The organism is Ensifer sp. EB106-03-01-XG145 (assembly GCF_058792075.1).
Genome location: NZ_JBYTEC010000002.1, coordinates 257,143 through 279,233 on the forward strand (window position 1 = coordinate 257,143; position 22,091 = coordinate 279,233).

At 63.0% G+C, this 22,091-nt stretch carries 22 protein-coding genes; 17 read left to right on the forward strand and 5 right to left on the reverse strand.

Features of this window, described 5'->3' with window-relative positions; all coding sequences use genetic code 11:
* Positions 1-120 precede the first annotated feature (120 nt).
* Positions 121-276, reverse strand: a complete 156-nt coding sequence (locus tag AC3WWH_RS09775) for a hypothetical protein (protein WP_089044838.1) — start codon at positions 274-276, stop codon at positions 121-123.
* Positions 277-399: 123 nt separating this feature from the next.
* On the opposite strand from AC3WWH_RS09775, the gene AC3WWH_RS09780 reads away from it, so the two are divergent.
* From AC3WWH_RS09780 to AC3WWH_RS09805, 6 genes are all read left to right on the forward strand, one after another.
* Complete coding sequence (locus tag AC3WWH_RS09780; RefSeq protein WP_057251872.1) at positions 400-957, forward strand: cytochrome c oxidase subunit 3; 558 nt, start codon at positions 400-402, stop codon at positions 955-957.
* Positions 958-962: 5 nt separating this feature from the next.
* The gene (locus AC3WWH_RS09785; protein WP_058322845.1) at positions 963-1,241 is read left to right on the forward strand and encodes a cytochrome C oxidase subunit IV family protein; all 279 of its coding nucleotides are present in this window, start codon (positions 963-965) and stop codon (positions 1,239-1,241) included.
* Positions 1,242-1,411: 170 nt separating this feature from the next.
* Positions 1,412-1,864, forward strand: coding sequence for a c-type cytochrome (locus AC3WWH_RS09790; protein WP_057251870.1), 453 nt, complete (start codon positions 1,412-1,414; stop codon positions 1,862-1,864).
* A 24-nt stretch (positions 1,865-1,888) separates the two neighbouring features.
* Positions 1,889-3,235, forward strand: coding sequence for a nitric-oxide reductase large subunit (locus AC3WWH_RS09795; RefSeq protein WP_058322846.1), 1,347 nt, complete (start codon positions 1,889-1,891; stop codon positions 3,233-3,235).
* Between the two features lie 63 nt (positions 3,236-3,298).
* Positions 3,299-4,111: a CbbQ/NirQ/NorQ/GpvN family protein gene (locus AC3WWH_RS09800; protein WP_058322847.1), complete on the forward strand. Its 813-nt coding sequence runs from the start codon at positions 3,299-3,301 to the stop codon at positions 4,109-4,111.
* Positions 4,112-4,119: 8 nt separating this feature from the next.
* Positions 4,120-6,021 (forward strand): nitric oxide reductase activation protein NorD, encoded by a 1,902-nt coding sequence (locus AC3WWH_RS09805; protein WP_058322848.1) that lies wholly within the window; start codon positions 4,120-4,122, stop codon positions 6,019-6,021.
* A 67-nt stretch (positions 6,022-6,088) separates the two neighbouring features.
* On the opposite strand, the gene hemN is transcribed toward AC3WWH_RS09805, so the two are convergent.
* A complete protein-coding gene (gene hemN, locus AC3WWH_RS09810) occupies positions 6,089-7,441 on the reverse strand; it encodes an oxygen-independent coproporphyrinogen III oxidase (RefSeq protein ID WP_492376957.1) in 1,353 nt (450 codons plus the stop codon).
* 222 nt (positions 7,442-7,663) lie between these two features.
* On the opposite strand from hemN, the gene AC3WWH_RS09815 reads away from it, so the two are divergent.
* The 4 genes from AC3WWH_RS09815 (at position 7,664) to AC3WWH_RS09830 (ending at position 10,288) form a co-directional block, all read left to right on the forward strand.
* A complete protein-coding gene (locus AC3WWH_RS09815) occupies positions 7,664-7,942 on the forward strand; it encodes a DUF2249 domain-containing protein (protein WP_093235290.1) in 279 nt (92 codons plus the stop codon).
* A 142-nt stretch (positions 7,943-8,084) separates the two neighbouring features.
* Positions 8,085-9,464, forward strand: coding sequence for a hypothetical protein (locus tag AC3WWH_RS09820; protein WP_113398588.1), 1,380 nt, complete (start codon positions 8,085-8,087; stop codon positions 9,462-9,464).
* Positions 9,445-9,975: a DUF2249 domain-containing protein gene (locus AC3WWH_RS09825; protein ID WP_058322852.1), complete on the forward strand. Its 531-nt coding sequence runs from the start codon at positions 9,445-9,447 to the stop codon at positions 9,973-9,975. Before AC3WWH_RS09820 ends, AC3WWH_RS09825 begins: the two co-directional genes overlap by 20 nt.
* Positions 9,962-10,288, forward strand: coding sequence for a metal-sulfur cluster assembly factor (locus AC3WWH_RS09830; RefSeq protein ID WP_058322853.1), 327 nt, complete (start codon positions 9,962-9,964; stop codon positions 10,286-10,288). Before AC3WWH_RS09825 ends, AC3WWH_RS09830 begins: the two co-directional genes overlap by 14 nt.
* A 69-nt stretch (positions 10,289-10,357) precedes the next feature.
* Here the strand turns inward: AC3WWH_RS09830 and AC3WWH_RS09835 are convergent, their stop codons facing one another.
* Positions 10,358-11,581, reverse strand: coding sequence for an NnrS family protein (locus tag AC3WWH_RS09835; RefSeq protein ID WP_113398610.1), 1,224 nt, complete (start codon positions 11,579-11,581; stop codon positions 10,358-10,360).
* Between the two features lie 339 nt (positions 11,582-11,920).
* On the opposite strand from AC3WWH_RS09835, the gene nirK reads away from it, so the two are divergent.
* The 3 genes from nirK (at position 11,921) to AC3WWH_RS09850 (ending at position 14,999) form a co-directional block, all read left to right on the forward strand.
* A complete protein-coding gene (gene nirK / locus AC3WWH_RS09840; RefSeq protein WP_058322855.1) occupies positions 11,921-13,057 on the forward strand; it encodes a copper-containing nitrite reductase in 1,137 nt (378 codons plus the stop codon).
* 101 nt (positions 13,058-13,158) lie between these two features.
* Positions 13,159-14,076 (forward strand): SUMF1/EgtB/PvdO family nonheme iron enzyme, encoded by a 918-nt coding sequence (locus tag AC3WWH_RS09845; RefSeq protein ID WP_057251859.1) that lies wholly within the window; start codon positions 13,159-13,161, stop codon positions 14,074-14,076.
* Positions 14,077-14,351: 275 nt separating this feature from the next.
* Positions 14,352-14,999, forward strand: a complete 648-nt coding sequence (locus tag AC3WWH_RS09850) for a Crp/Fnr family transcriptional regulator (RefSeq protein ID WP_057252108.1) — start codon at positions 14,352-14,354, stop codon at positions 14,997-14,999.
* A gap of 402 nt (positions 15,000-15,401) precedes the next feature.
* On the opposite strand, the gene AC3WWH_RS09855 is transcribed toward AC3WWH_RS09850, so the two are convergent.
* The gene (locus tag AC3WWH_RS09855) at positions 15,402-16,205 is read right to left on the reverse strand and encodes a class I SAM-dependent methyltransferase (RefSeq protein ID WP_058322856.1); all 804 of its coding nucleotides are present in this window, start codon (positions 16,203-16,205) and stop codon (positions 15,402-15,404) included.
* Between the two features lie 106 nt (positions 16,206-16,311).
* Here AC3WWH_RS09855 and AC3WWH_RS09860 point away from each other — a divergent pair, with 106 nt between their 5' ends.
* The 4 genes from AC3WWH_RS09860 (at position 16,312) to AC3WWH_RS09875 (ending at position 20,558) form a co-directional block, all read left to right on the forward strand.
* The gene (locus AC3WWH_RS09860) at positions 16,312-17,445 is read left to right on the forward strand and encodes an ABC transporter substrate-binding protein (RefSeq protein ID WP_492376958.1); all 1,134 of its coding nucleotides are present in this window, start codon (positions 16,312-16,314) and stop codon (positions 17,443-17,445) included.
* A gap of 154 nt (positions 17,446-17,599) precedes the next feature.
* Entirely contained in the window at positions 17,600-18,745 is a 1,146-nt protein-coding gene (locus AC3WWH_RS09865; protein ID WP_492376959.1) for an ABC transporter substrate-binding protein, read from the forward strand.
* Positions 18,742-19,812 (forward strand): FecCD family ABC transporter permease, encoded by a 1,071-nt coding sequence (locus AC3WWH_RS09870; RefSeq protein ID WP_058322859.1) that lies wholly within the window; start codon positions 18,742-18,744, stop codon positions 19,810-19,812. The genes AC3WWH_RS09865 and AC3WWH_RS09870 overlap by 4 nt, the downstream gene beginning before the upstream one ends.
* Positions 19,806-20,558: an ABC transporter ATP-binding protein gene (locus tag AC3WWH_RS09875; protein ID WP_058322860.1), complete on the forward strand. Its 753-nt coding sequence runs from the start codon at positions 19,806-19,808 to the stop codon at positions 20,556-20,558. The genes AC3WWH_RS09870 and AC3WWH_RS09875 overlap by 7 nt, the downstream gene beginning before the upstream one ends.
* A gap of 109 nt (positions 20,559-20,667) precedes the next feature.
* Here AC3WWH_RS09875 and AC3WWH_RS09880 read toward each other — a convergent pair whose 3' ends face one another.
* Positions 20,668-21,942, reverse strand: a complete 1,275-nt coding sequence (locus tag AC3WWH_RS09880; protein ID WP_245299177.1) for a sugar MFS transporter — start codon at positions 21,940-21,942, stop codon at positions 20,668-20,670.
* Positions 21,943-22,091 lie beyond the last annotated feature (149 nt).

Consider the following 22,091-nt stretch of genomic DNA (forward strand, 5'->3'; position numbering starts at 1 on the left):
GCATGACTTGGAAGGGCGGCTCATCGCTCCAAAAGCGGAATCTGACAAGCCGTCCGCGAGCGTGGTTATGAGTCCACTCCCTTAGGTCCAGGCAGCTGGCGCCGCGGAAGACTTCGCGCCTTAGCGATCGAGGAAGAGAACGATCGCGATTGCAACGGAGGAGAGGATCGCCGACAGCGTCGCGCCGCGCTGAAGCACGCCCATACGATAAAGCACCAGGGCGAAGACGATGATGATGGGGGTGGCGACGGAAAGGCCGATCTGTGCGTCTGTCATCGGAAGGCTCCTTTGTTTCCCGCCAATAGCCCCGCTCCCTGCCGCCTTCTTTGCTCAATCGCAAAGACAGGGTGGGCGCCCGTGCCTAGCTCAAGCCTCAAGTTTTTTGACGGAGGCCCTGACATGGATGCGCGCAGTCATCCGATTGCCGCGACGGCGGAAGAGGACACGACGGACACACTGCTGCTCTGGGTGCTCGTCTGGAGCGAACTTGCCGCCTTCGGCATTCTGCTTGCCGGTTTTCTGCTTGTCGGTCTCGTCCAGCCGGACGCGTTTGTTGCCGCCCGTTTGCATCTCGATCCGCTGCTTGCCGGTATCAACACGCTTGTTCTTCTGACCAGCGGCTGGCAGGCGGCCCTGGCGACAAGGCCGCGGGCGTCGCTCGGGCAGCGCCGGCGGGCGCTGGTGAATGCCGCGCTTATCGGCTTTGCCTTCGTGGCGATCAAGCTCTTCGAATACAGTACGGAGGCGGGCGTCGCCGGCGATCCTGCATTCGGCTCCTTCTTCGAACTCTATTTCCTCGTCACCGGTTTCCATCTGCTGCACGTCGTCTTTGGTGCCTTTGTGCTGCTCATCGTTGCGTGGCGCCCGGCATCCGGCAACGTCACCCTGATCACCACGCTGTGGCATGTGATCGATCTCGTCTGGATCGTGATGTTTCCGCTCGTCTATCTCGTGTGAGTGCCATGACCGACCGAAATCCCCGACAATTGTTCAACACCTGGCTCGTGCTCGCCGTGGTCGTGATCGCGGGCATGGCGTTGATGGCGATCGCCGGGCCGACAGCTCCCGTCATCGCGGTCTTGCTCGGGCTCGCCGTCGTCAAATGCCGGTTCGTCGCACTCGATTTCATGGGGCTCAGGCAGGCGCCGTCCGCCCTTCGCTTAGGCCTTTTGATTTGGCCCGTAACGCTCGTCCTGCTCGCCGCAGCGAAGCTGGTGTTGAGCACTGTTCTCTTCATCTGAGCTCACCCGCCGACTTGTTTGCCGAAACGCAAAGAAGCCGCCGCCGATTTCCCTAGACATGGGTTCGCCCCGATTGTTGCCGGCGTTGGAAGTACCGACGCCACACGGGGAGGGGATCAGATCAGCCGGCCGCGCTCTTCGCGGCCAACTGAAATCGAAAGGACCACGTGATGGCAGAACGCCTCACCAAAACCGGGGCCCGTAACGTCTTTTACGGCGGGTCCTTCTTTTTCTTCGCAATCTTCGTCGGGCTGACAGCCCACAGCCACTACTACATGCGGACGACCTCGACGGATGAAACGACGCTGACCGATGCGGTCGCACGCGGCAAACACGTCTGGGAAAAGAACTCCTGTATCAACTGCCACACGCTCCTGGGCGAGGGCGCCTATTTCGCGCCCGAGCTCGGCAATGTCTGGAAGCGCTTCGGCGGCGAGGCCGATCGAGACGGCGCCCGCGAAACGCTCAAAGCCTGGATGGCCGCCCAGCCGACCGGCATCGAGGGGCGGCGGCAGATGCCGCAGTTCAACCTCTCCGAACAGGAACTCAACGACCTCGCCGACTTCCTCGAATGGACGAGCCGCATCAAGACCCAGAACTGGCCGCCGAACGAGGCGGGTTGAGCAGAGCAATTGGAGTGTGACACCATGAAATACCAAACCCAGAAGGTCGCGATGCTCTACTTCTACGGAGCGCTCGGCCTGTTCCTCGCCCAGGTGCTGTTCGGCGTGCTTGCCGGCACCATCTATGTCCTACCCAATACGCTCTCCGAGCTGCTGCCCTTCAATATCGTGCGCATGGTCCACACCAACGCGCTGATCGTCTGGCTGCTCATGGGCTTCATGGGCGCGACCTATTACCTGCTGCCGGAAGAGGCGGAAACCGAACTCTACAGCACGAAGATCGCCATTGCGCAGTTCTGGATCTTCCTGATCGCCGCGGCCGTCGCCGTCGTCGGCTACCTCCTGCACATTCATGAGGGGCGCGAATTCCTCGAACAGCCCTTCGCGATCAAGGTGGGAATCGTCATCGTCGCGCTGATGTTCCTCTACAACATCACGCTGACGGTGCTGAAAGGCCGCAAGACGACCGTTACCAACATCCTGATCTTCGGGCTCTGGGGCGTGGCGATCTTCTTCCTTTTCGCCTTCTACAACCCGATCAACCTGGCACTCGACAAGATGTACTGGTGGTACGTCGTCCACCTCTGGGTCGAAGGCGTCTGGGAACTGATCATGGCATCGGTGCTCGCCTTCCTGATGATCAAGCTCAACGGTATCGACCGCGAAGTCGTCGAGAAATGGCTCTATGTCATCGTCGGCCTGGCGCTCTTCTCCGGTATTCTCGGCACGGGCCACCACTATTACTGGATCGGTGCGCCGGGCTACTGGCAGTGGATCGGTTCGCTATTCTCGACGCTCGAAGTGGCCCCCTTCTTCACCATGGTGATCTTCACCTTCGTGATGACCTGGAAGGCCGGCCGCAAGCATCCGAATCGCGCGGCCCTCCTCTGGTCGATCGGTTGCTCGGTCATGGCCTTCTTCGGTGCCGGCGTCTGGGGCTTCCTGCACACGCTGTCTTCGGTGAACTACTACACCCACGGCACGCAGGTGACCGCGGCCCACGGACACCTCGCCTTCTTCGGCGCCTATGTGATGCTGAACCTGGCGGTCATGGCCTATGCCATCCCGGAGATCCGCGGCCGCGCGCCCTATAACCAGTGGCTGTCGATGGTGAGCTTCTGGACCATGTGCACCGCCATGTCGGTCATGACCTTCGCGCTCACCTTCGCCGGTGTCCTCCAGGCGCACCTGCAGCGGGTGCTCGGCGAAAGCTACATGGACGTCCAGGACCAGCTCGCGCTGTTCTACTGGATCCGCCTCGGCTCCGGTGCCGTCGTGCTGATCTCGGCGCTGATGTTCATCTGGGCGGTTCTCGTCCCCGGCCGCGAGCGCAGCGCGAAGCTCGCCGGCGTCGTCCAGCCTGCCGAATGACCTATCGGCCGGCGCGGTTTGCCGCGCCGGCACCCCCAAGAAATCCCACCATGGAGACCTGCCATGAGCCCTGTCCAAACCGCCGCCAGTCGCGCGGCGCTCGATATTCCCGCCTATAGTCCCTCCGGTAATGAGTGCGCGCTTTTCGAAAGCGCCTGGGCGCGGCAACTGCCGCTGCTCCTCAAGGGACCGACCGGTTGCGGCAAGACCCGTTTCGTCAGCCACATGGCAGCGAAGCTAGGCCTGCCGCTTTCGACTGTTTCGTGCCACGACGATCTTGCCGCCGCCGACCTCACCGGCCGCTATTTGCTGAAAGGCGGCGACACCGTCTGGGTCGACGGCCCCCTGACCCGCGCCGTGCGCAATGGCGGCGTCTGCTATCTCGACGAGATCGTCGAGGCGCGCAAGGACGTGGCCGTGGTCCTGCACCCGCTCACCGACGATCGCCGGATGCTGCCACTTGAGCGCACCGGCGAACTGCTCGAAGCACCGTCGAGCTTCATGCTGATCGTTTCCTACAATCCCGGCTACCAGAACCTTCTGAAGAGCCTGAAGCCCAGCACAAGGCAGCGCTTCGTGGCGATCGAGTTCGACTTCCTGCCGCGGAACGAAGAGATATCAGTCGTTTCCCAAGAGAGCGGATTGCTGGAAAGCCAGGTGGCACCACTCGTCAACCTCGCGCAGCGGTTGCGTGCGCTCAAGGGGCATGATCTGGAAGAAGGCGTGTCGACCCGGCTGCTCGTCTATTGCGCCTCCCTCATCGATGCCGGCATGCCGATCAAGGACGCGGTGCGCGCTGCGATGATCGAGCCGCTTACGGACGAGCCAGATGTGCGCGCAGCCCTTCTCGAAGTGGCCGGTTCGCTGATTGCCTGAGGTGGACCATGCTTGATTTCCTCGAGCTCGAAGAGACCGTCGGACGGGCCTGGCACCGCTTCGTCGGCAATACCAGAACCTGGCGGCGCTATCCGGAAGAGGCGGTGAAGCTCGCCGACATGATGCCGGTGCTCGCGGTATGCTTTCGCGGACACGGCGGTGAGGCGGCGGTGCAGATCGTACCCGCCCGCGGGCGCACGTCAGGCCATCGCTTGCGCTGGCGGCAGCGCATGGGGCTCGGCGAAGAGAAGCTCGTCCAGCCGGCGCGCGACCACGCGTCGCTGATGCTGCCGGGCGAGATCGATATTTTTCCGACGAAAGACCTCAACCGGGATCTCTATCACTGGCTCGTCGCCTATATGGCGACGATGCCGGTCGACCCCATCAGCGAAACCGATCCGCTCCGTCGCGACCTGGCGCTGGTATCGCGCGCCCAGGAAACGGTCGAGGAAGTATTCCAGCGGTTCCCCGGTCTCCGGCGGCGCTATCGGCGCCTGGCCGAGGCGACGCTTGCCGAGCGGCAAAGGGGCGCGCTGCCGTCGATCGAGCAGCATCTCGAAAATCGTATCCTGCGCCTGTTGCGCAAGGTCGTAGGTGAGGCGGATGCGACGCTGCCGGTGATCTTCCCGCATCGCGCTCCGCCCGGCTACCTGCCGATGCTGCCGATGCCGCTTTGGCCGGACACGCTGCTGCGCACAGAAACCACGACCACGCGCGACGAGGATGTCGCCGCGACACCGGGCACTCAGAGTGCGGTTGCCGAAGTCGAACGCCACATCGCCGTGCGCGAAAATCCGGAAAACCGCAAGGGGGAGCGCAGCCCCTTCATTCTCAACCGCTTCGAGAAGATCCTCGCCATGGCCGAAATGGTCAATGTCGACCGTCCCGGCGACGACAGCGACGACCACGACAGCAAGGCGGCCGAGGAACTCGACGACATGACGCTTGGCGAGCGCAAGGGACGCCCCTCGGCACGCTTCCGCTTCGATCTCGACCTGCCGCCGGAAGCGGTCGACCCGACGCCTTTGACGGCCGAGCTCACCTATCCCGAATGGAACTACCGAACCGGACAATACCTCAAGGACCATTGCCGGGTGCTGGCGACGCCTGCCTCGGCCCAGGAAGAGCGGACCGAGCTCACGGAGGAAAGCAAGAGCCTGATCCGCCGGGTGCGGCGCCAGTTCGAAGTGCTGCGCCCACGGCACGAGATGCTGCGCGCGCAACTCGACGGCGCTGATCTCGACCTCGATGCGGTCGTGCGCGCCCGCACCGATCTCGCCGCTGGCGGCCAGGGCAGTGATCGCATCCATCTGATGAGCCGGCCGCAGGTGCACGATCTGGCGGTGACGATCCTCGTCGACGTGTCGCTGTCGACCGATTCCTGGTCCGACAACCGGCGAGTGCTCGACGTGGAGAAGGAGGCGCTGCTCATCCTTGCGCACGGGCTGTCGGCCTGCGGCGACAACCACTCGATCCTGACCTTTACCTCGCGACGGCGCGACTGGGTGCGGGTCGAAACGGTGAAAGCCTTCAACGAGGCGATGGGACCACTGGTCGAGGCGCGCATCGCGGCGCTCAAACCCGGCTACTACACCCGCATCGGCGCTGCGATCCGCCATGCCTCGGCCGAGCTTCGCCGGCAACAGAACCGCAAGAAACTTCTGCTGGTACTGACGGACGGCAAGCCCAACGACATCGACCATTACGAGGGGCGCTTCGCACTCGAAGATAGCCGTCGTGCAGTCACGGAAGCACGGCGCAGCGGCATCAACACCTTCGCCGTCACGGTCGACCGCGAGGCGAAGTCCTATGTGCCTGCCATGTTCGGCCAGAACGGCTACGCCGTCGTCGGCAACATCTCGCGGTTGCCCGCGGCGCTGCCGGCGATCTATCGCAATCTGGTGGGGTGAGGCGGCTGCGCCGTCAGGGGAAAGAAAAAGGCCCGGCAGTCGCCGGGCCTTTTCGATGAAAGCGCCCTCAAGCAGCCTTGCTGTGCACTCTCTGGGACTCGTCGATATAGGCATCGAAGGCGGCCGCGACCGCGCGGATGACGAAGCGGTGTTCAGGGCGGACGGTAATGACGCCATCAGCGATATCGATTACGCCGTCCTCTCGCAGCTCGGCCAATTTGCCGTTGCCTACGACGAGTGACTGCCAATCGCGCCCATGCTCTGTGGCGATGGTGGAAACATCCGCTCTGAAATCGCACATTAGCCGTTCGATGATCGCCGCGCGCAACCGGTCCTCGTCGGTCAACCGATAGCCCTTGGTGGTCGCGAGCCGACCCGAGGCGATGCGGCTTGCGTAGACACCGGGCGGCACCTCGTTCTGCACATAGCCGGCGCGCGACCGGCCGATCGCCGAGGCGCCGAAACCGATCAGCGTCTCGCAGTTGTCGGTGGTATAGCCCTGGAAGTTGCGGCGAAGCCGGCCGGTCGCCTGGGCGGTGACGAGATCGTCGTCAGGCAAGGCGAAATGGTCGAGGCCGATCTGCCGGTAGCCGGCCTTGATCAGCGCCTCGCCGATGGCCAGCGCCTGTTCGGCGCGGGCGCTACTGTCCGGCAGTGCCGTCTCGTCGATCATGCGCTGATGCTTCTTGAAGCTTGGCACATGGGCGTAGCCGAAAACGGCGAACCGCTCCGGACGCATCGTGACGGCCGCTTCGACAGTCTCGATGCAGGAGCGCACCGTTTGATGCGGCAGGCCGTAGATCAGGTCGAAATTGATCCCGCCAATGCCGGCGCCGCGCAAATGGGCGACCGCTTCGGCCGTCTGCTTCTCACTCTGAATGCGATTGATCGCCTTCTGCACAACGGGATCGAAGCTTTGCACGCCAAGGCTGGCGCGCCTGACGCCGCCTTCGCCGAGCGCCTCGGCCATGGCGAGTGTCAGCCGGCGCGGATCGATCTCGACGGCGACGTTGGCCGACGGCGACAGTACGAAGTGCTCGCGCATCAGCGTCATCAGCGCCAGGAATTCGCGTGGCTCGATGATCGTCGGCGTGCCGCCGCCAAAGTGCACTTCTGCAACCGGCAGCGGCCGGCCAACGGTATGGGCGACCATGCGGATCTCGTCTCTCAGCACGTCGAGATAATCGAGGATCGGATCGTCCTTCTTGGTGATCGTCGTGTGGCAGCCGCAGTACCAGCACATCGAGCGACAGAACGGGATGTGCAGGTAGAGCGACACGTCCTCACCCTCGGGGATCGCCTTCAGCCAGCCGCCGTAGGTGTGATCGTCGACCGCGGCGACAAAGCGTGGGGCGGTCGGGTAACTCGTGTAGCGCGGCAGGCGCATTTCACCGTATTTCAGGAGCGCGGAAGCTAACATTTCGTCCTCATCTGGGTGCCGATGGATGCACCTTTCTAGGCCTCGCGGCCCGGCAACTCTTTGCGGAAAGTCAAGGACGGGGGTGGTCTTCGCCAAACAGGGATTTGTTTGCGCTTCGACAAAATGTCGCGGTGCCGCCGCCGCTAGGTTGCGGAAATCCGGGGCGTGTGCGCCGGCGTTTCCCGGACCATCATCAAACGACGGCGCCTAGAGCGGATGACCATGACCATTGCAGAGACCGACAAGCCCTTCATCGATGTGCGGACCATTCCGCCGGTGGAGCGCCATCCGAAAATCTTCGGCATGCTGAATGCGCTTGCCGAGGGTGGTGCCTTCATCATCATCAACGATCACGATCCGCGTCCGCTGCACTACCAGCTGGAAACGCGCTATCCGGGCGAGTTCACCTGGGAGTATCTGGAGCAGGGACCGGCTGTCTGGCGTGTCGAAATCGGCCGGCAGCAGTCCTCCGGCTGCGATTGCTGCTGCGGCGGGCACTGAGCCCCAGTGCGCCTCAAGAGCGGGATCGGGAAAGTGGATGCGGATTTCCGCTCACATCCCGCTCTAACTTACGAGAATCGGTCACGTTTATGGCTTTTGGTCGGCTCGGCCAAAACCATCGTGCTCTAGGGGATGAACCACCATGTTCGCAGCAACGCTATCCCGCTGGACGATGTCCTACTTCGCGGCGGCGCTGATCTTTCTCGTCCTTGGCGAGATCATGATGGTTCTCGGCTACGGCTACCCGGTCTCATCCCTTGAGGCGCCCGAAACGCTGGCGCTCGTCCATGCCGTCGTCCTGGGCTGGTTGAGCCTGTTGATGACCGGCGCGCTGCTGCAGTTCGTGCCTGTCCTCGTCGGCCGGCCGCTTTCCTTCCCGAGCGTCGCGCTGCCGGCGCTCCTCTTCCTCATCGCCGGCATCGCCGGCCTGACACTTGGCTTCGTCAGCCTGTCCGGCGCGATAGATCTTCCGGTAACACTGCTTCCTGTCGGAGCCGCTTTCTCAATTGTTGGGTTTTCGGTTCTCGGCTTCTCCTTTGCAGCCACGCTCTGGCATGCCCGCCCCCTGCCGCTCCCGGCCCGCTTCGTCGCGGTCGGTCTTGCTGCGCTCTTCGGCACGATGCTGCTCGGCGGCGTCTATGCCGGGGTACTGTCGGGGTTGATCGATGCGGAAGCTGCGATCGACCTGACGATCGATGGGCTTTCACTGCATGCTTCACTGGGCCTGTGCGGCTGGTTGAGCTTCACCACCATGGGCGTCAGCTATCGGCTTTTGACCATGTTCATGCTGTCGCCGGACAAGGAGCGGACAAGCAGTCGCGTGGTCTTCGCGCTTGGTGCCCTGTGCCTCGGCCTTCTTGCAGCGGCGGTGCCGGTCATTCTCGCGGGTACTTTCGGTCGCTCCTCGCTCCTACTCCTTGCCGTTGGCTCCGGCGCTGCCGTGGTGGCGATCTATACCGCCGATATCCTGCGGATCTATCGGGAGCGTCGCCGCAAGGCGATCGAGCTCAACAGCCGCGCCAGCATCGGCGCCTTCGCGTCGTTGATCGCTGCGACTGCGCTGTTCGTCGCGCTGCTCGCGACCGGCCGTCTCGACGCGGGTTCCGGTGCCGTTATCTATCTCGTCGCCTTCGGCTGGCTGACGGGCATGGGCCTTGCCCAGCTCTACAAGATCGTGCCGTTCATGACCTGGCTCGAATGCTACGGGCCGGCGCTTGGGCGTATGCCAACGCCAAGGGTTCAGGACCTCGTCGTCGAGGTCTCGGCCCTTCGCTGGTTTTGGCTCTATTATCTGACGGTAGCGCTCGGTACTCTGGCCCTGCTGATCGGTAGTGTTGTCCTCTTTCGCTTTGCGAGCCTCGGCCAATTGATTGCCGTCAATGCGCTCATCCTGGAGTTCGTGCGAACACGGCGTCTGATCAACGTTCCGGCTGAACTTCGATTGCCTGATGGACTTGTTCGACCAGGCCTGTTTTTGCCATCCATTCCTCACGGAGGTTCCCATGAGCCAAGATCCCTATGAACTCGATGTCCGGCCGCTGTTGCGCGGTGGTAGCGACCCGTTCCAGGCCATCATGAATGCCGTTGACAGTCTGGCGCCGGGCCAGGCGCTGAAGCTGATTGCAACCTTCCGGCCCGTTCCGCTCTACAGCGTCATGGCCGGACGTGGTTTCACCCATCAGGACCGCCCGCTCGACAATGGCGACTGGGAGGTTCTGTTCACGCCCGAAGGAGACGTGGACGAGATCCGGCTTTCGGTCGGCGAAACGGATCTCGACACCTGGCCCGACCCGAGCCGCCAGCTCGACCTGACCGAGCTCGATCCGCCCGAGCCCATGGTGCGCATTCTGGCGACGGCCGAGAAGATGGCGGAGGGTGAAGTGCTCTTCGCCTTGCTCGCACGCGAGCCGCTTTTCCTCTATCCGGAGCTCGCCAAACGCGGGCACAAATGGGCCGGCAATTTCGATGCGACCGGCGAGACCTACCGGATCCTTGTTCGCGTTGGCGGGAGGCGCTCCCATGTCGGCGCCTGATACCCTGGACCTCGAAGCGAAGATCCGCGATGCGCTGCGCATCATCATCGACCCCGAAATGGGCAAGAACGTCGTCGATCTCGGCCTGATCTATGACATCGACGTCCAGGAGGGTGGCATCGCCCGCGTCACCATGACGACAACGATCAAAGGGTGCCCTGCGACGGCCTTCCTCAAGGAGGCCGTACAGAACTGCGTCTGGTATGTGCCAGGTGTCGAATATGCCGAGGTCCGCCTGACCTACGAGCCGCCCTGGACGCCTGAGATGATGGCCGACGGCGCGATCGAATTCGCGCACGGCGGCATCTTCTAAGAGTTGTCTTGCAACAAACAAAAGGCGCCGCTGATGCGGCGCCTTTTTTCTTCGGGTTCGAACGTGCAGTCAGGATGACGCGCGGGGCGATCGGCGATCGCAGACCAGCATCGGCCCGTATTCGAGCGTGAACAGTGCGAAGGCTGCAATCCACAGCCCGCCCGAAAGTGCGATCAGATGGTGATAGTGCTGGGGTAGCACCTCTGCCAGCGGCCGGATCAGCGCCGCGGCCATGATGGCGACGTAGGAGGCGCTTGTGAGTGTCGATCCCACCAGCGGTCGTCCGGTGTGGCCGCGACTGGCGCGGGTCATGACGGCGAGCATCATCGACGCAATCACGCCGACGGTCAGCACGTGCATGACCGGGTATTCGCTCAGGAGCTCGATCGCTCCGGCAGCGATGGCCAGGAAGCCGAGCGGCACGAAGGCATAGGCTGCGTGCAGCACGAAGAGCAGCGTCTCCGGCAAGGTCTCCAATCCGCGCCAGCGGAACAGCCGCACCGTATGGAAGGCGCAGGCGATGAGCGCGATTGCCGCCGTGACGATGTGATCGGGTGCGAAGGTCCAGGCAGCGAGCGCCGCGACACCGATCAGGATCGCCGCGGTGTCGAAGCGGTTATAGGGCACCGGGAAATTTGTGCGCCCGACCTTGTTCAGCCAGTTGCGCGTGAAGCTCGGCACAATGCGTCCACCAACGATCATGATCAGCATGGTGTAGGCGCCGATCGCCAGTCGCGCCGCGGCATCGACGTCGAGGTCGCTGAGAACCGAAAGGTGAAAGCAGATATTGGCGGCGGACAGGAGCACCAGCCCGCCGATGACTTTCAGATCCTTCCATTTGCGACCGACGATCACCTCGCGCGCGCAGATCAGCAGGAGCACCGGCAGGAACAACGCTTCTATACCGGCCGCGACAGGCAGGCCGATCAAACCGCTCGATAGCAGAGCAATCCGGCCGACCACCCAGAGCCCGAAGAGGGCGGCGAGCGGACCGCCGGAGACCGGCAGCCTTCCCGTCCAGTTCGGGATCGCCGTCAAAAGGAAGCCGCCGAGGACGGCGGAGGAGAAGCCGAACAGCATCTCATGCGCGTGCCAGTGGGCGGCGCCGTAGTTGCCGGCAAGGTCGAGCCCGAAAACCAGTGCCGAGATCCACAGCACCATGGCTCCGATCGCCCAGAGGGCGGCACCGAGAAAGAACGGCCGGAAGCCATAGGAGAAAAGCACCGGGCCGGTGGTGGAGAGTCCGCGCGGAATACCGCCGCTCGGTTTCGGTCTTATGAGTCTGTCCAACATGATCATCGTCCTCATCGTGCGTGCTTGCGGACTTGCGGATGAGGCTTGATCTATCAATGGCTTCAGAGGGGCTCTTTGCGAAAACGCAAGTATCGCGGCCCCGCTTCGCCAGGTGTGTTCATGGGGGACTAAGAAAAACGATCGCCTCGAAACGATTTGTTCCAAGACAAAGACGCGATTCGTCTGTGGTTCTATTTCTTTTGTGACTGCTGGGGGGCCGGTGGTCGAGACCGGAGGTGAGGCCGCCCAAGTCGGCGTCGCCCACCCTAACTCGTTGAATACAGGCGCGTTTCGCAGAAGGCCAATTCCGGCCGCTGGAGCGCGTCGAAGGAGAGCAAGATGACTGAACAACTTCAGATGACCCGCCGGACGATGCTTGCCGGCGCTGCCCTGGCGGGCGCCGTTGCGCCGCTTCTCCATACCGCTTCGGCACAGGCGGCCGGCGCCGCGACGACAGCGGGCGCTGCCCCCGTCGATATCTCGACCCTGCCGCGCGTGAAGGTCGACCTCGTCAAGCCGCCTTTCGTCCACGCCCATGAACAGGTCGCCAAGACCGGACCGCGCGTCGTCGAGTTCACGATGACGATCGAGGAAAAGAAGCTGGTGATCGACCGCGAAGGCACCGAGATCCACGCAATGACCTTCAACGGCTCGGTGCCTGGCCCGCTGATGGTGGTGCATGAGAACGACTATGTCGAGCTCCGCCTGATCAACCCGGCGACCAACACGCTGCTGCACAACATCGACTTCCACGCCGCAACCGGCGCGCTGGGCGGTGGTGCGCTGACGCAGGTCAACCCGGGCGAGGAAACCACGCTTCGCTTCAAGGCCACCAAGCCCGGCGTCTTCGTCTACCATTGCGCGCCCGAAGGCATGGTGCCCTGGCACGTCACCTCGGGCATGAACGGCGCCATCATGGTGCTGCCGCGCGAAGGCCTGAAGGACGAGAAGGGCCAGCCGCTGACCTATGACAAGATCTACTATGTCGGCGAGCAGGACTTCTACGTGCCGAAGGACGAGGCCGGGAACTACAAGAAGTACGAAACCCCCGGTGATGCCTATGAAGATGCGGTGAAGGCGATGCGCACGCTGACCCCGACCCACATCGTCTTCAACGGCGCGGTCGGCGCGCTGACCGGCGACAACGCCCTGACAGCGGCTGTGGGCGAGCGCGTGCTCGTCGTCCATTCGCAGGCCAACCGCGATACGCGGCCGCACCTGATCGGTGGGCATGGTGACTATGTCTGGGCGACCGGCAAGTTCCGCAACCCGCCGGACCTCGACCAGGAAACCTGGCTCATTCCGGGCGGAACCGCGGGCGCTGCCTTCTACACATTCCGCCAGCCGGGTGTGTACGCCTATGTCAACCACAACCTGATCGAGGCCTTCGAACTGGGCGCTGCCGGCCACTTCAAGGTCACCGGCGATTGGAACGACGACCTCATGACTTCGGTCGTCAAGCCGGCGTCGATGTAGACGGCTGAAGCAAGGTGATTGCGGGGCCGCGATCTGCGCGATCCCGCACGCGAACAAAGGCACGCGCTCGTCAGCGCGTGCCCTTTCCCCGGAGGCCTCCCATGACCAGCAACAAGAAATCTGCGGTTTCGCTCCTCTCGCTCGCAGCCCCGGCCGTCCTTTTGGCCGCAATCGGTGGCGTGCTTTCGGCGAAGGTGGGGCTGTTCGACGATCTCAAGGACGGCGTCGACCTGTCGATCAGGCCGCCGGTGACCGTGACGATCGCACCGCGTCAAATGAGCTATCGGGCGGAGGGACACTTCCTGAAGAACGGCTTTGCTGTCGATGCGCCCATCGTCGTTGCGGCGCTCGAGCAGCCGCTCGAGATCATGAAGTACCAGGTGACGCGTCAAGATTTTGAACGCTGCATCGCCGACGGCGCCTGCCAGCAGCCGGAGGGCGGCCATGGTGCCGGCCTGTCGGGCGTGCCGATGACCGGGGTCAACTATACCGACGCGAACGACTATGCGGCATGGCTGACCAGGAAGACCGGCGAAATCTGGCGTCTGCCGACCGACCAGCAATGGGCCTTTGCCGCCGGCTCCAAGTTTCCTGACGATGCGCTCGGGATCGACGGCAGCAAGGAAAATCCGGCGCTGCGTTGGTTGGCGGACTACGAGCGCGAGGCGAGCCGGCAGCGGGCGAAAGACCCGCTGCCGCAGCCTTCGGGCGCTTTCGGCGAGAACGAGTACGGCGTTGCGGACCTGGACGGCAATGTCTGGGAATGGACAGAGACTTGCCACCGCCGCGTGACGATCGGCGACGATGGCGAGGTGCTGAAGGAGCAGCCCGCCTGCGGCATCTTCGTCGTCAACGGCAAGCACCGGGCATCGATGAGCTTCTTCATCCGTGATCCGAAGAGTGGCGGCTGCGCCGTCGGCGTGCCGCCCGATAATCTCGGCTTCCGGTTGGTGCGCGACGGCCGCTGGTATTCGGGCTTCCTCTACGCCTTCGAACGCCGGCTCCAGGGCGCCGGCTAACATGGCGCAGGCAGTGGACCCGCTGGGGCTCGCACCTCTCAACCGGCACAAGGTCCAATACATGCTTTTGCCCCTAGATCGTCACCGATCTAGGGGCAAAAGCATGTGGCAATCGCGGTGCTATGGCGTCCTTTGCACATCTGACAGGACGTGCGGCGCCGTGGTCCTTTTGCAGGGTTCCGGGCTGTGCTAGAGCAGAGCAACTCAAACGGCAGGATGCCAAAGTGGCTGCACTCGATCGCACACTCGTCAAATCGCTCCCTCTTTTCCAGAAAATGAGCGATCAGGAACTGGATTCGCTGCTGACGCGCGCCACGGTGCGGCGTGTTCCGCAGAACGAAGCCGTGTTCGAGCAGGGTGCGCAGGCCGACTTCTTCTTCCTGCTGCTGCACGGCCGGCTGAAGGTGACCCAGGTCACCAAGGACGGGCAGCAGATCATCGTCCGGGTCGTCAATCCCGGCGACCTCTTCGGCTTTGCCCGTGCGCTGCAGCGCAGCGACTATCCGGGAACGGCGACAGCCGCGACCGAGAGCCTGGTTCTCGCTTGGCCGACGGAGCTTTGGAACGTCTTCGTCGAGAAGAACCCTCACCTCGCCGTCAACGCCATGCATACGATCGGGCAGCGTCTCGACGAGGCGCATACCCGCATCCGCGAAATGTCGACGGAAGAGGTCGAGCGCCGTGTCGCCCACACGGTTCTCCGCCTTGCGGAGCAGGCGGGCAAGCCGGAAGGCGGCGGCGTCCGCATCGACTTCCCGATCTCGCGCCAGGATATCGCCGAGATGACCGGAACAACGCTGCACACCGTCTCGCGCATCCTCAGCGCCTGGGAAGGGCAGGGCCTCGTCCAGGGCGGACGACAGAAGCTGATGCTCAAGGACATTCCAGGCTTGCGGCGTCTGGCTGAACGGATTGGCAGCTAGAATGGCCGGCCGTACACCAGCGCGCGATCCTGCGACGTTCTTCCACATCGCATGACGGCCATTCACTTGCGAGTGACGAGCTATTGAGAACCCACCCCGCCAATCGCAGGATTGCACAATGTCGACGGGAAGGGATCTTAGATCACGGTTTACGGTGGTTCAGCGTCTACTTTGGAGCGACGATCCCAGGATAGAAGTCACCGTCGCCGCCTTCGTAGTTGCCGCTGTAACCGCCACCGCCGGTTTGGGAGCATGCGGCGAGGCCCAGAACTATTGCCAACAAGATTGTAGCGCGCATTTTTCTACCTTTTTCAGTTCATCGTTCACGACAGGGCTGTCGAAATTCCGTCCTATCATGTGGGGGATCAACCGATATCGGGCAATCCCGATGGCAGGATTTTGCTAGGGTTTTTCCGCCCGAACAGCGTAGCGATGCTGGGACTGCCGTGCCAGACCCTTGAAGACATTCCAGTTCTTGGCCTGGGTGCGATGGATTTCGCGGAATTCCCTGTCGACCGTGATGTCGACGAAGCCGGCCTTCTGCAACAGTTCGACGACGGCCTCGGCGCGGGCGCCCTTGGAGAAATGCACGCGGGAGAGAATGCTGCGATGCGTCGCCATCATCTGCGGTGAACCGGTCGGCGTTTCCGCCCTGAAGAGGCCGAGGCGTTGTCCCCAGGCGCTGAGCTTCGAGAACAGCCGCTCGAGCGCTGTGGTGTTCACAAAGTCGCCATCGACAATCAGCAGCGTGCCGCCCGGTTTCAGCACACGCAGCCATTCGGCAAAGGCTGCGGCCGGATCGACGAGTGTCCACACCAAGTGCCGGTTGACGATCACATCGTAATGGCCGTCGGGCTCCATGGTATTTTCGGCGTCACCGAGGGCAAAGCGGATCGAGCGGCCGCGCTTGCGGGCCTTTTCGCGGGCGCGTTCGAGCATGGGTTCGGCCCAATCCAGGCCCTGCACCTTGAAGCCGAGTTCGTCGAGCAGGTGCGAGATGACGCCCGTCCCGCTGGCAAGGTCCAACGCGGCGCGGCCGGCGCCAGGTCCAAGGTGGCGTAGAAACAACGCGTGCCAGGCAGCGCGCTCCTCCTCCGAGAAGATCTCATGTCCCGGTGACAGATCGAAAGTTGCGGCGCGCTCCGACCAGTAGGCCTTGATTTCATCCCGCAGGTTGTAGTTCTGCCGATCCGTTACATCGCTCATGTCGATACCGCCGTCTCTGTTTGGAGGCGTTCTAAAAGATAAATGTTGACTAATAAAGTCATGAAACATTAGATCGCGTCGATTTTTCCCAGCGGAGCAGAAAACAATGCGGTTTTTCAACAGGGTGGCTGCGGCCGCCACGGGCTTTTGCGTGCTTTTTTCAACGGCAGCCTTCGCTGATGTCGTGACGCTGAAAGACGTGACCGGCCGCGATGTCGAGGTCAATGTACCGGTCGAGCACGTGATCCTCGGCGAAGGCCGCCAGATCTATTTCCTCGGTGCGCTCGACCGTGACGAGCCGTTCAAACGCGTCGTCGGCTGGCGTGACGATCTCTCCAAGGCTGACCCGGAAAGCTACGTCGCCTATCTCGCGAAATACCCTGATATCGCCAAGCTGCCGACCTTCGGCGGCATGAAGGACGGCACTTTCGACATCGAGCAGGCGGTGGCGCTAAAGCCCGATGTTGTCTTGATGAATGTCGATGCCAAGACGGCGACGGAGGAGGCCGGCTACATCGAGAAGCTCGCCAAGGTCGGCATTCCGCTCGTCTATGTCGACTTCCGCGAAAAGCCGATGGAAAACACCGAGCCGAGCATGCGTGTGATGGGCAAGCTGCTGGGCAAGGAGGAGAAGGCCGAAGAGTTCATCAAGTTCCGCGCCGAGAGCATCGCCAAGGTGACCGATGTGTTGGCGAAGGCCAACCCGAAGAAGCCGCTGGTCTTCGTCGAGCGCGCCGGCGGTTACTCCGACGATTGCTGCATGTCTTTCGGCAACGAGAATTTCGGCAAGATGGTCGAATTCGCCGGCGGCGTGAACATGGCCAAGGACATCATTCCCGGCACCTTCGGCACGGTCAATCCGGAGCAGATCATCGCCGCGAACCCGGACCAGATCATCATCACCGGCGGCAACTGGCGGGGTTACGTGCCGGACGGCGCCTGGGTTGGCGTCGGTTATGGCGCGGATGTAAAGGAAGCGGCCCGCAAGCTCGAAAACCTGACCAAGCGCCCGGCCTTCACCGGCGTGCAGGCGGTCAAGGACGGCCAGGTACATGCCATCTGGCACCAGTTCTACAACAACCCCTACCAGTTCGTCGCGATCCAGCAGATCGCCAAGTGGCTGCATCCGGATCTCTTCGCCGATCTCGACCCGGAAGCGACGTTCACGGAGCTGCACGAGCGCTTCCTGCCGCTTCCCTATGAGAGCGGCTACTTCGTTTCGCTGACGACCAGCAAGTAAGCGCATCGACAGCCGGAGGAGGGGAGGTCTCTACGGCACCGCGCGTCTTATTAGACGCGCAAAGGTCGCCGTAGCACTTTGAATTGCTGCATGTTTTCGCCCTTAAATCGCATGCGATTTAAAGAAAACAGCAGCAGCGTCGCGATCGAAAGGAATGAGAATGCCGATCTTCAGGAAAATCGCGTCGGCGATGATCGCCGCCATTGTGCTGGCGGTTCTGCCGGCTAGCGCCGCGGAAATCATCGACGTTACCGGCCGCCGGGTCGAAATCGCGCTGCCCGCCAAGCGCGTGCTGCTGGGCGAGGCGCGGCAGATCCATGTCGCGGCGGCGCTGAAAGGCGAGCATGTCTTCGACACGATCGTCGGCTGGCGCGACGACCTCGTGAAAAAGGACCCGGATTCCTACGCCGCCTATGTCGAGCGCTTCCCCGAGATCGAGAAGCTGCCGCGTTTCGGCTATATCCCTTCAGGCGATTTCAGCCTCGAAGCGGCGATTGCGTTGCAGCCCGATGTGCTGACCCTGAACCTCGAGGCTGAGAAGGCCGTCGAGGAATCCGGCTTCATCGAGAAGGCGGCGGCCGCTGGCATCGCCGTCGTCTATCTCGACTTCCGCGTCGATCCGGCTGCCAACAGCGAGAAATCGGTCGAAATCCTCGGCCAGCTCTTCGGCGCCGAGGCAAAGGCGCGTGAATTCATCGAATACCGCAATGCCCAGATCGCGTTGGTGACGGACCGTCTGAAGACGGCGGGGGCAATCGCACGCCCCAAAGTCTTTATCGAGCGCTCTCCCGGTATCACCGGCGACGTCGTCTGCTGCCGAACCTTCGGTCCGGCGAATTTCGGTAAGATGGTGGAAGAGGCCGGCGGCCACAATATCGGTTCGGACGTGATCAAGGGCACCTTCGGCGACCTCAATCCCGAGCAGCTCATCGTCAGTGATCCCGATCATGTCATCATCACCGGCAGCAACTGGTCGGCGGAATCCGATCTCAACCAGTTCGTCAGCGTCGGCCGTGGCGCCGATGCGGCGGCGGCTGAGGAGCGTCTGCGCAGTCTGATGCAGCGCCCGGGCTTTCCCCGCCTGAAGGCGGTGAAGGAAGGTAACGTGCACGCCGTCTGGCATCAGTTCTACGGCGCGCCTTACGAGTTCATTCCGATCCAGCAGTTTGCCAAGTGGTTCCAGCCGGAGCTTTTTGCCGACATCGACCCGGACCGGACTTTCCGCGAGTTTCACGAGAAGTTCCTGCCGGTAACCTATCGCCCGGGCTACTTCGTCTCGCTTCCGAAGGGTGGTGAATGATGGTTGCGATGACCGACCAGGTTTCCGGCGTTGAGGGACGGGGGCGCTACCGCGCGCTCGTCCTGCGTCGTTTGGTGCTGATCTTCTGTCTCGTCGGCGCGCTGTTTGCGTCCGTCGCGGTCGACATGGCGCTTGGGCCTGCAAACTATCCGCTTACCGATGTGCTGACGGCGCTGTTCCGGCCGGAAACGGTGAGCGACCAGCTCCGGGTAGTGATCTGGGACATCCGCATGCCGATCGCGCTGATGGCCGTGACGGTCGGTGCTTCGCTGTCGGTCGCCGGCGCGCAGATGCAGACGATCCTCGCCAATCCGCTGGCAAGTCCGTTCACGCTCGGCATCTCCGCCGCTGCCGGCTTCGGCGCGGCCCTCGGCCTCGTTGCCGGCGTCGCGGTCTTTCCGGTTGCAGTCCAGTACATGGTGCCGATCAACGCCTTCCTGATGGCGATGCTGGCGGCGCTCTTCATCCACTTCGCCTCCACCATGCGCGGCGTCACGGTGGAAACGATCGTGCTGCTCGGTATCGCGCTCGTCTTCACCTTCAATGCTGCGCTGTCGCTGCTCGAATACCTCGCCTCCGAGCAGGCGCTGGCCGCGGTCGTCTTCTGGACGATGGGCAGCCTCACCAAGGCAACATGGCCGAAGGTCTGGATCACCGGCGCCGTGCTGCTGTTCGCCTTGCCGCTCTTTGCACGGCACGCCTGGGCGCTGACGGCGCTTCGGCTCGGCGACGACAAGGCGGCGAGCTTCGGCATCAATGTTCGCCGGCTAAGGCTCGAGGCGATGATGACGGTCAGCCTGCTTGCGGCGATCCCGGTCTCCTTCGTCGGCACGATCGGTTTCGTCGGTCTCGTCGGGCCGCACATCGCCCGCATGCTGGTCGGCGAGGATCAGCGCTTCTTCCTGCCGGCCTCGGTGCTCTGCGGTGCGCTGCTGCTTTCGGTCACCTCGGTCGTCAGCAAGATGCTGATTCCGGGCGCGGTGCTGCCGATCGGCGTCATTACCGCGCTCGTCGGCGTGCCCTTCTTCTTCGTGCTGATTTTCACCAACAGGAGGCGCGCATGGTAAGCCTGACGCTGGAAAAGGTCGGCGCGAACTATGGCCGGCGCACGGTGCTGTCGGACGTCAATACAGGTGTCCTTAGGGGCGGTGGCCTAACGGCGGTGATCGGTCCCAATGCCGCCGGCAAGTCGACGCTGTTCAAGCGCATCGCAAGCCTGACGTCCGGGCCCGGCACTGTCCACCTTTCGGATACCGCCAAGGGGCCTGAGGGCATCTGCTACATGCCGCAGGATACTGGCGCCAATGCCGTGCTCACCGTCTACGAGTCGGTGCTTCTGTCGGCCAAGCAGGGTTCCGGCTGGAAGGTGAAGGACGCCGAACTCGCCGAGATCGACCGAGTGCTCGGCGAACTCCGGATCGCCGACCTCGCCTTTCGCGGTCTCGGCGAACTCTCCGGTGGCCAGCGCCAGCTCGTCTCCATCGCCCAGGCCCTGGTGCGCAAGCCCGAAGTGCTGTTGATGGACGAGCCGACCTCGGCGCTTGATCTCTTCCGCCAGATCGAGGTGCTCGGCTTCATGAAGCGCCTATCGGCGCAGTCGGGCATGGCGGTGCTGATCGCGCTGCACGACCTGAACCATGCGCTGCGCTACTGCGACGACACGATCGTCATCAGCGGCGGCTCGGTGTTGGCGAGCGGTCCGACCCATGAGGTCATCACCGCGGACATGCTGCGCTCGGTCTACCGCGTCGAGGCGCGTGTGGAGGCTTGCTCGATGGGGCGCCCGGTCGTCATCGTCGACGAGTCGCTTTAAGCGCCAGAGCAATTCCAGGAAAATGTGAAGCGGTTTCCGTCTGGAACTGCGCCAATTCAAGAGGCTGGAAGCACTTCGCCGCCGAGGCGGCGAAGTGCTGCTTCAGAGATCAGGTCGGCTTGTGTCCCTTCAGGCCGTAGAAGGCGATATAGGCATAGCAGGCGACGGGCATCAGGAAGGCGAGGTGGATGCCGATTGTGTCGGCAAGGCCGCCCTGGACCAACGGCAACAGCGCGCCGCCGACGATTGCCAGGCACAGGATGCCGGAGCCCTGGCTCGTGTATTTCCCGAGGCCGTAGAGCGCCAGGCTGAAGATCGTCGGGAACATGATCGAGTTGAAAAGCCCGATCGCCAGAACCGACCACATGGCAACGCTGCCGCCGGCAAAGACGGTTAGCAGCAACAGCACCATCGCTGCGACTGCGTTGAAGGCCAACGCCTTGCCGTCGTCGACGAAGCGCATCGCAACCGCGCCGATGAACCGGCCGACCATCGCTCCGCCCCAGAAATACATCACATAATGGGCGGCTTCGGCTTCTGAGAGACCGGCAATATCGGGCTGGTTCAAGAAGTTGACGAGGAAGCTGCCGATGCTGACCTCCGCGCCGACATAGACGAAGATGCCGATGGCGCCGAGGATCAGGTGGCGGTAGTGCCAAGCCGACTTGCCGTCGGTGATCGGCTCGATCTCGTCATGCACTTCGACGGTCGGCAGCTTCAGGGCGGCGAAGAGCGCCGCAAGCAGCAGGAAGGCGGCGGCAAGAAGCAAGTAGGGCAACTTGATCGCGCTTGCTTCGGCGAGCCTCAGAGCGTCGAGTTGTTCCGGCGTCGCGTCGGCGGTGGCGACGACAGCAGCCGACAGGATCAACGTTGCGCCGAACATCGGGGCCAGCGTCGTGCCGAGCGAGTTGAAGGCCTGGGTCAGGGTCAGGCGGCTCGCGGCCGTATCCGGCGGACCAAGCACGGTCACGTAAGGGTTGGCCGAAACCTGCAGCAGCGTGATGCCGCTTGCCAGCACGAAGAGAGCACCGAGGAACAGCGCATAGATGCGAAAGCTTGCCGCCGGGACGAACAGCGCGCAGCCGATGGCGGCGATGACGAGGCCGAGCACGATCCCCCATTTGTAGCTGATGCGCTTGACGAGCGCGCCGGCGGGCAGCGAGACGATGAAATAGGCGCCGAAGAAGCAGAATTGGATCAGCATCGACTGCGTGTAGTTGAGCGAGAAGACGTTCTTCAGATGCGGGATCAGAATGTCGTTCAGGCACGTGATGAAGCCCCACATGAAGAACAGTGAGGTGAGCGCGAAGAGGGCAAATCGATAGCCCGTCGCGTCCGGTGACGCGGATGAGGCCGCGCGCGTGGGCTCAGCGCCCTTGGTGATGATACCTGCCAATGGTTTAACCTCGTGATGTCGTTGACGCCGGAGCTTGGGCCTTGGGAGGGCGTCGCATGGGACGCGCCGGCGGCAGCCGTTGATCTTCGTTTGGGAGCACGAAGATGCCCGGCTGCGCGGCGCTTATACCGCGCGGA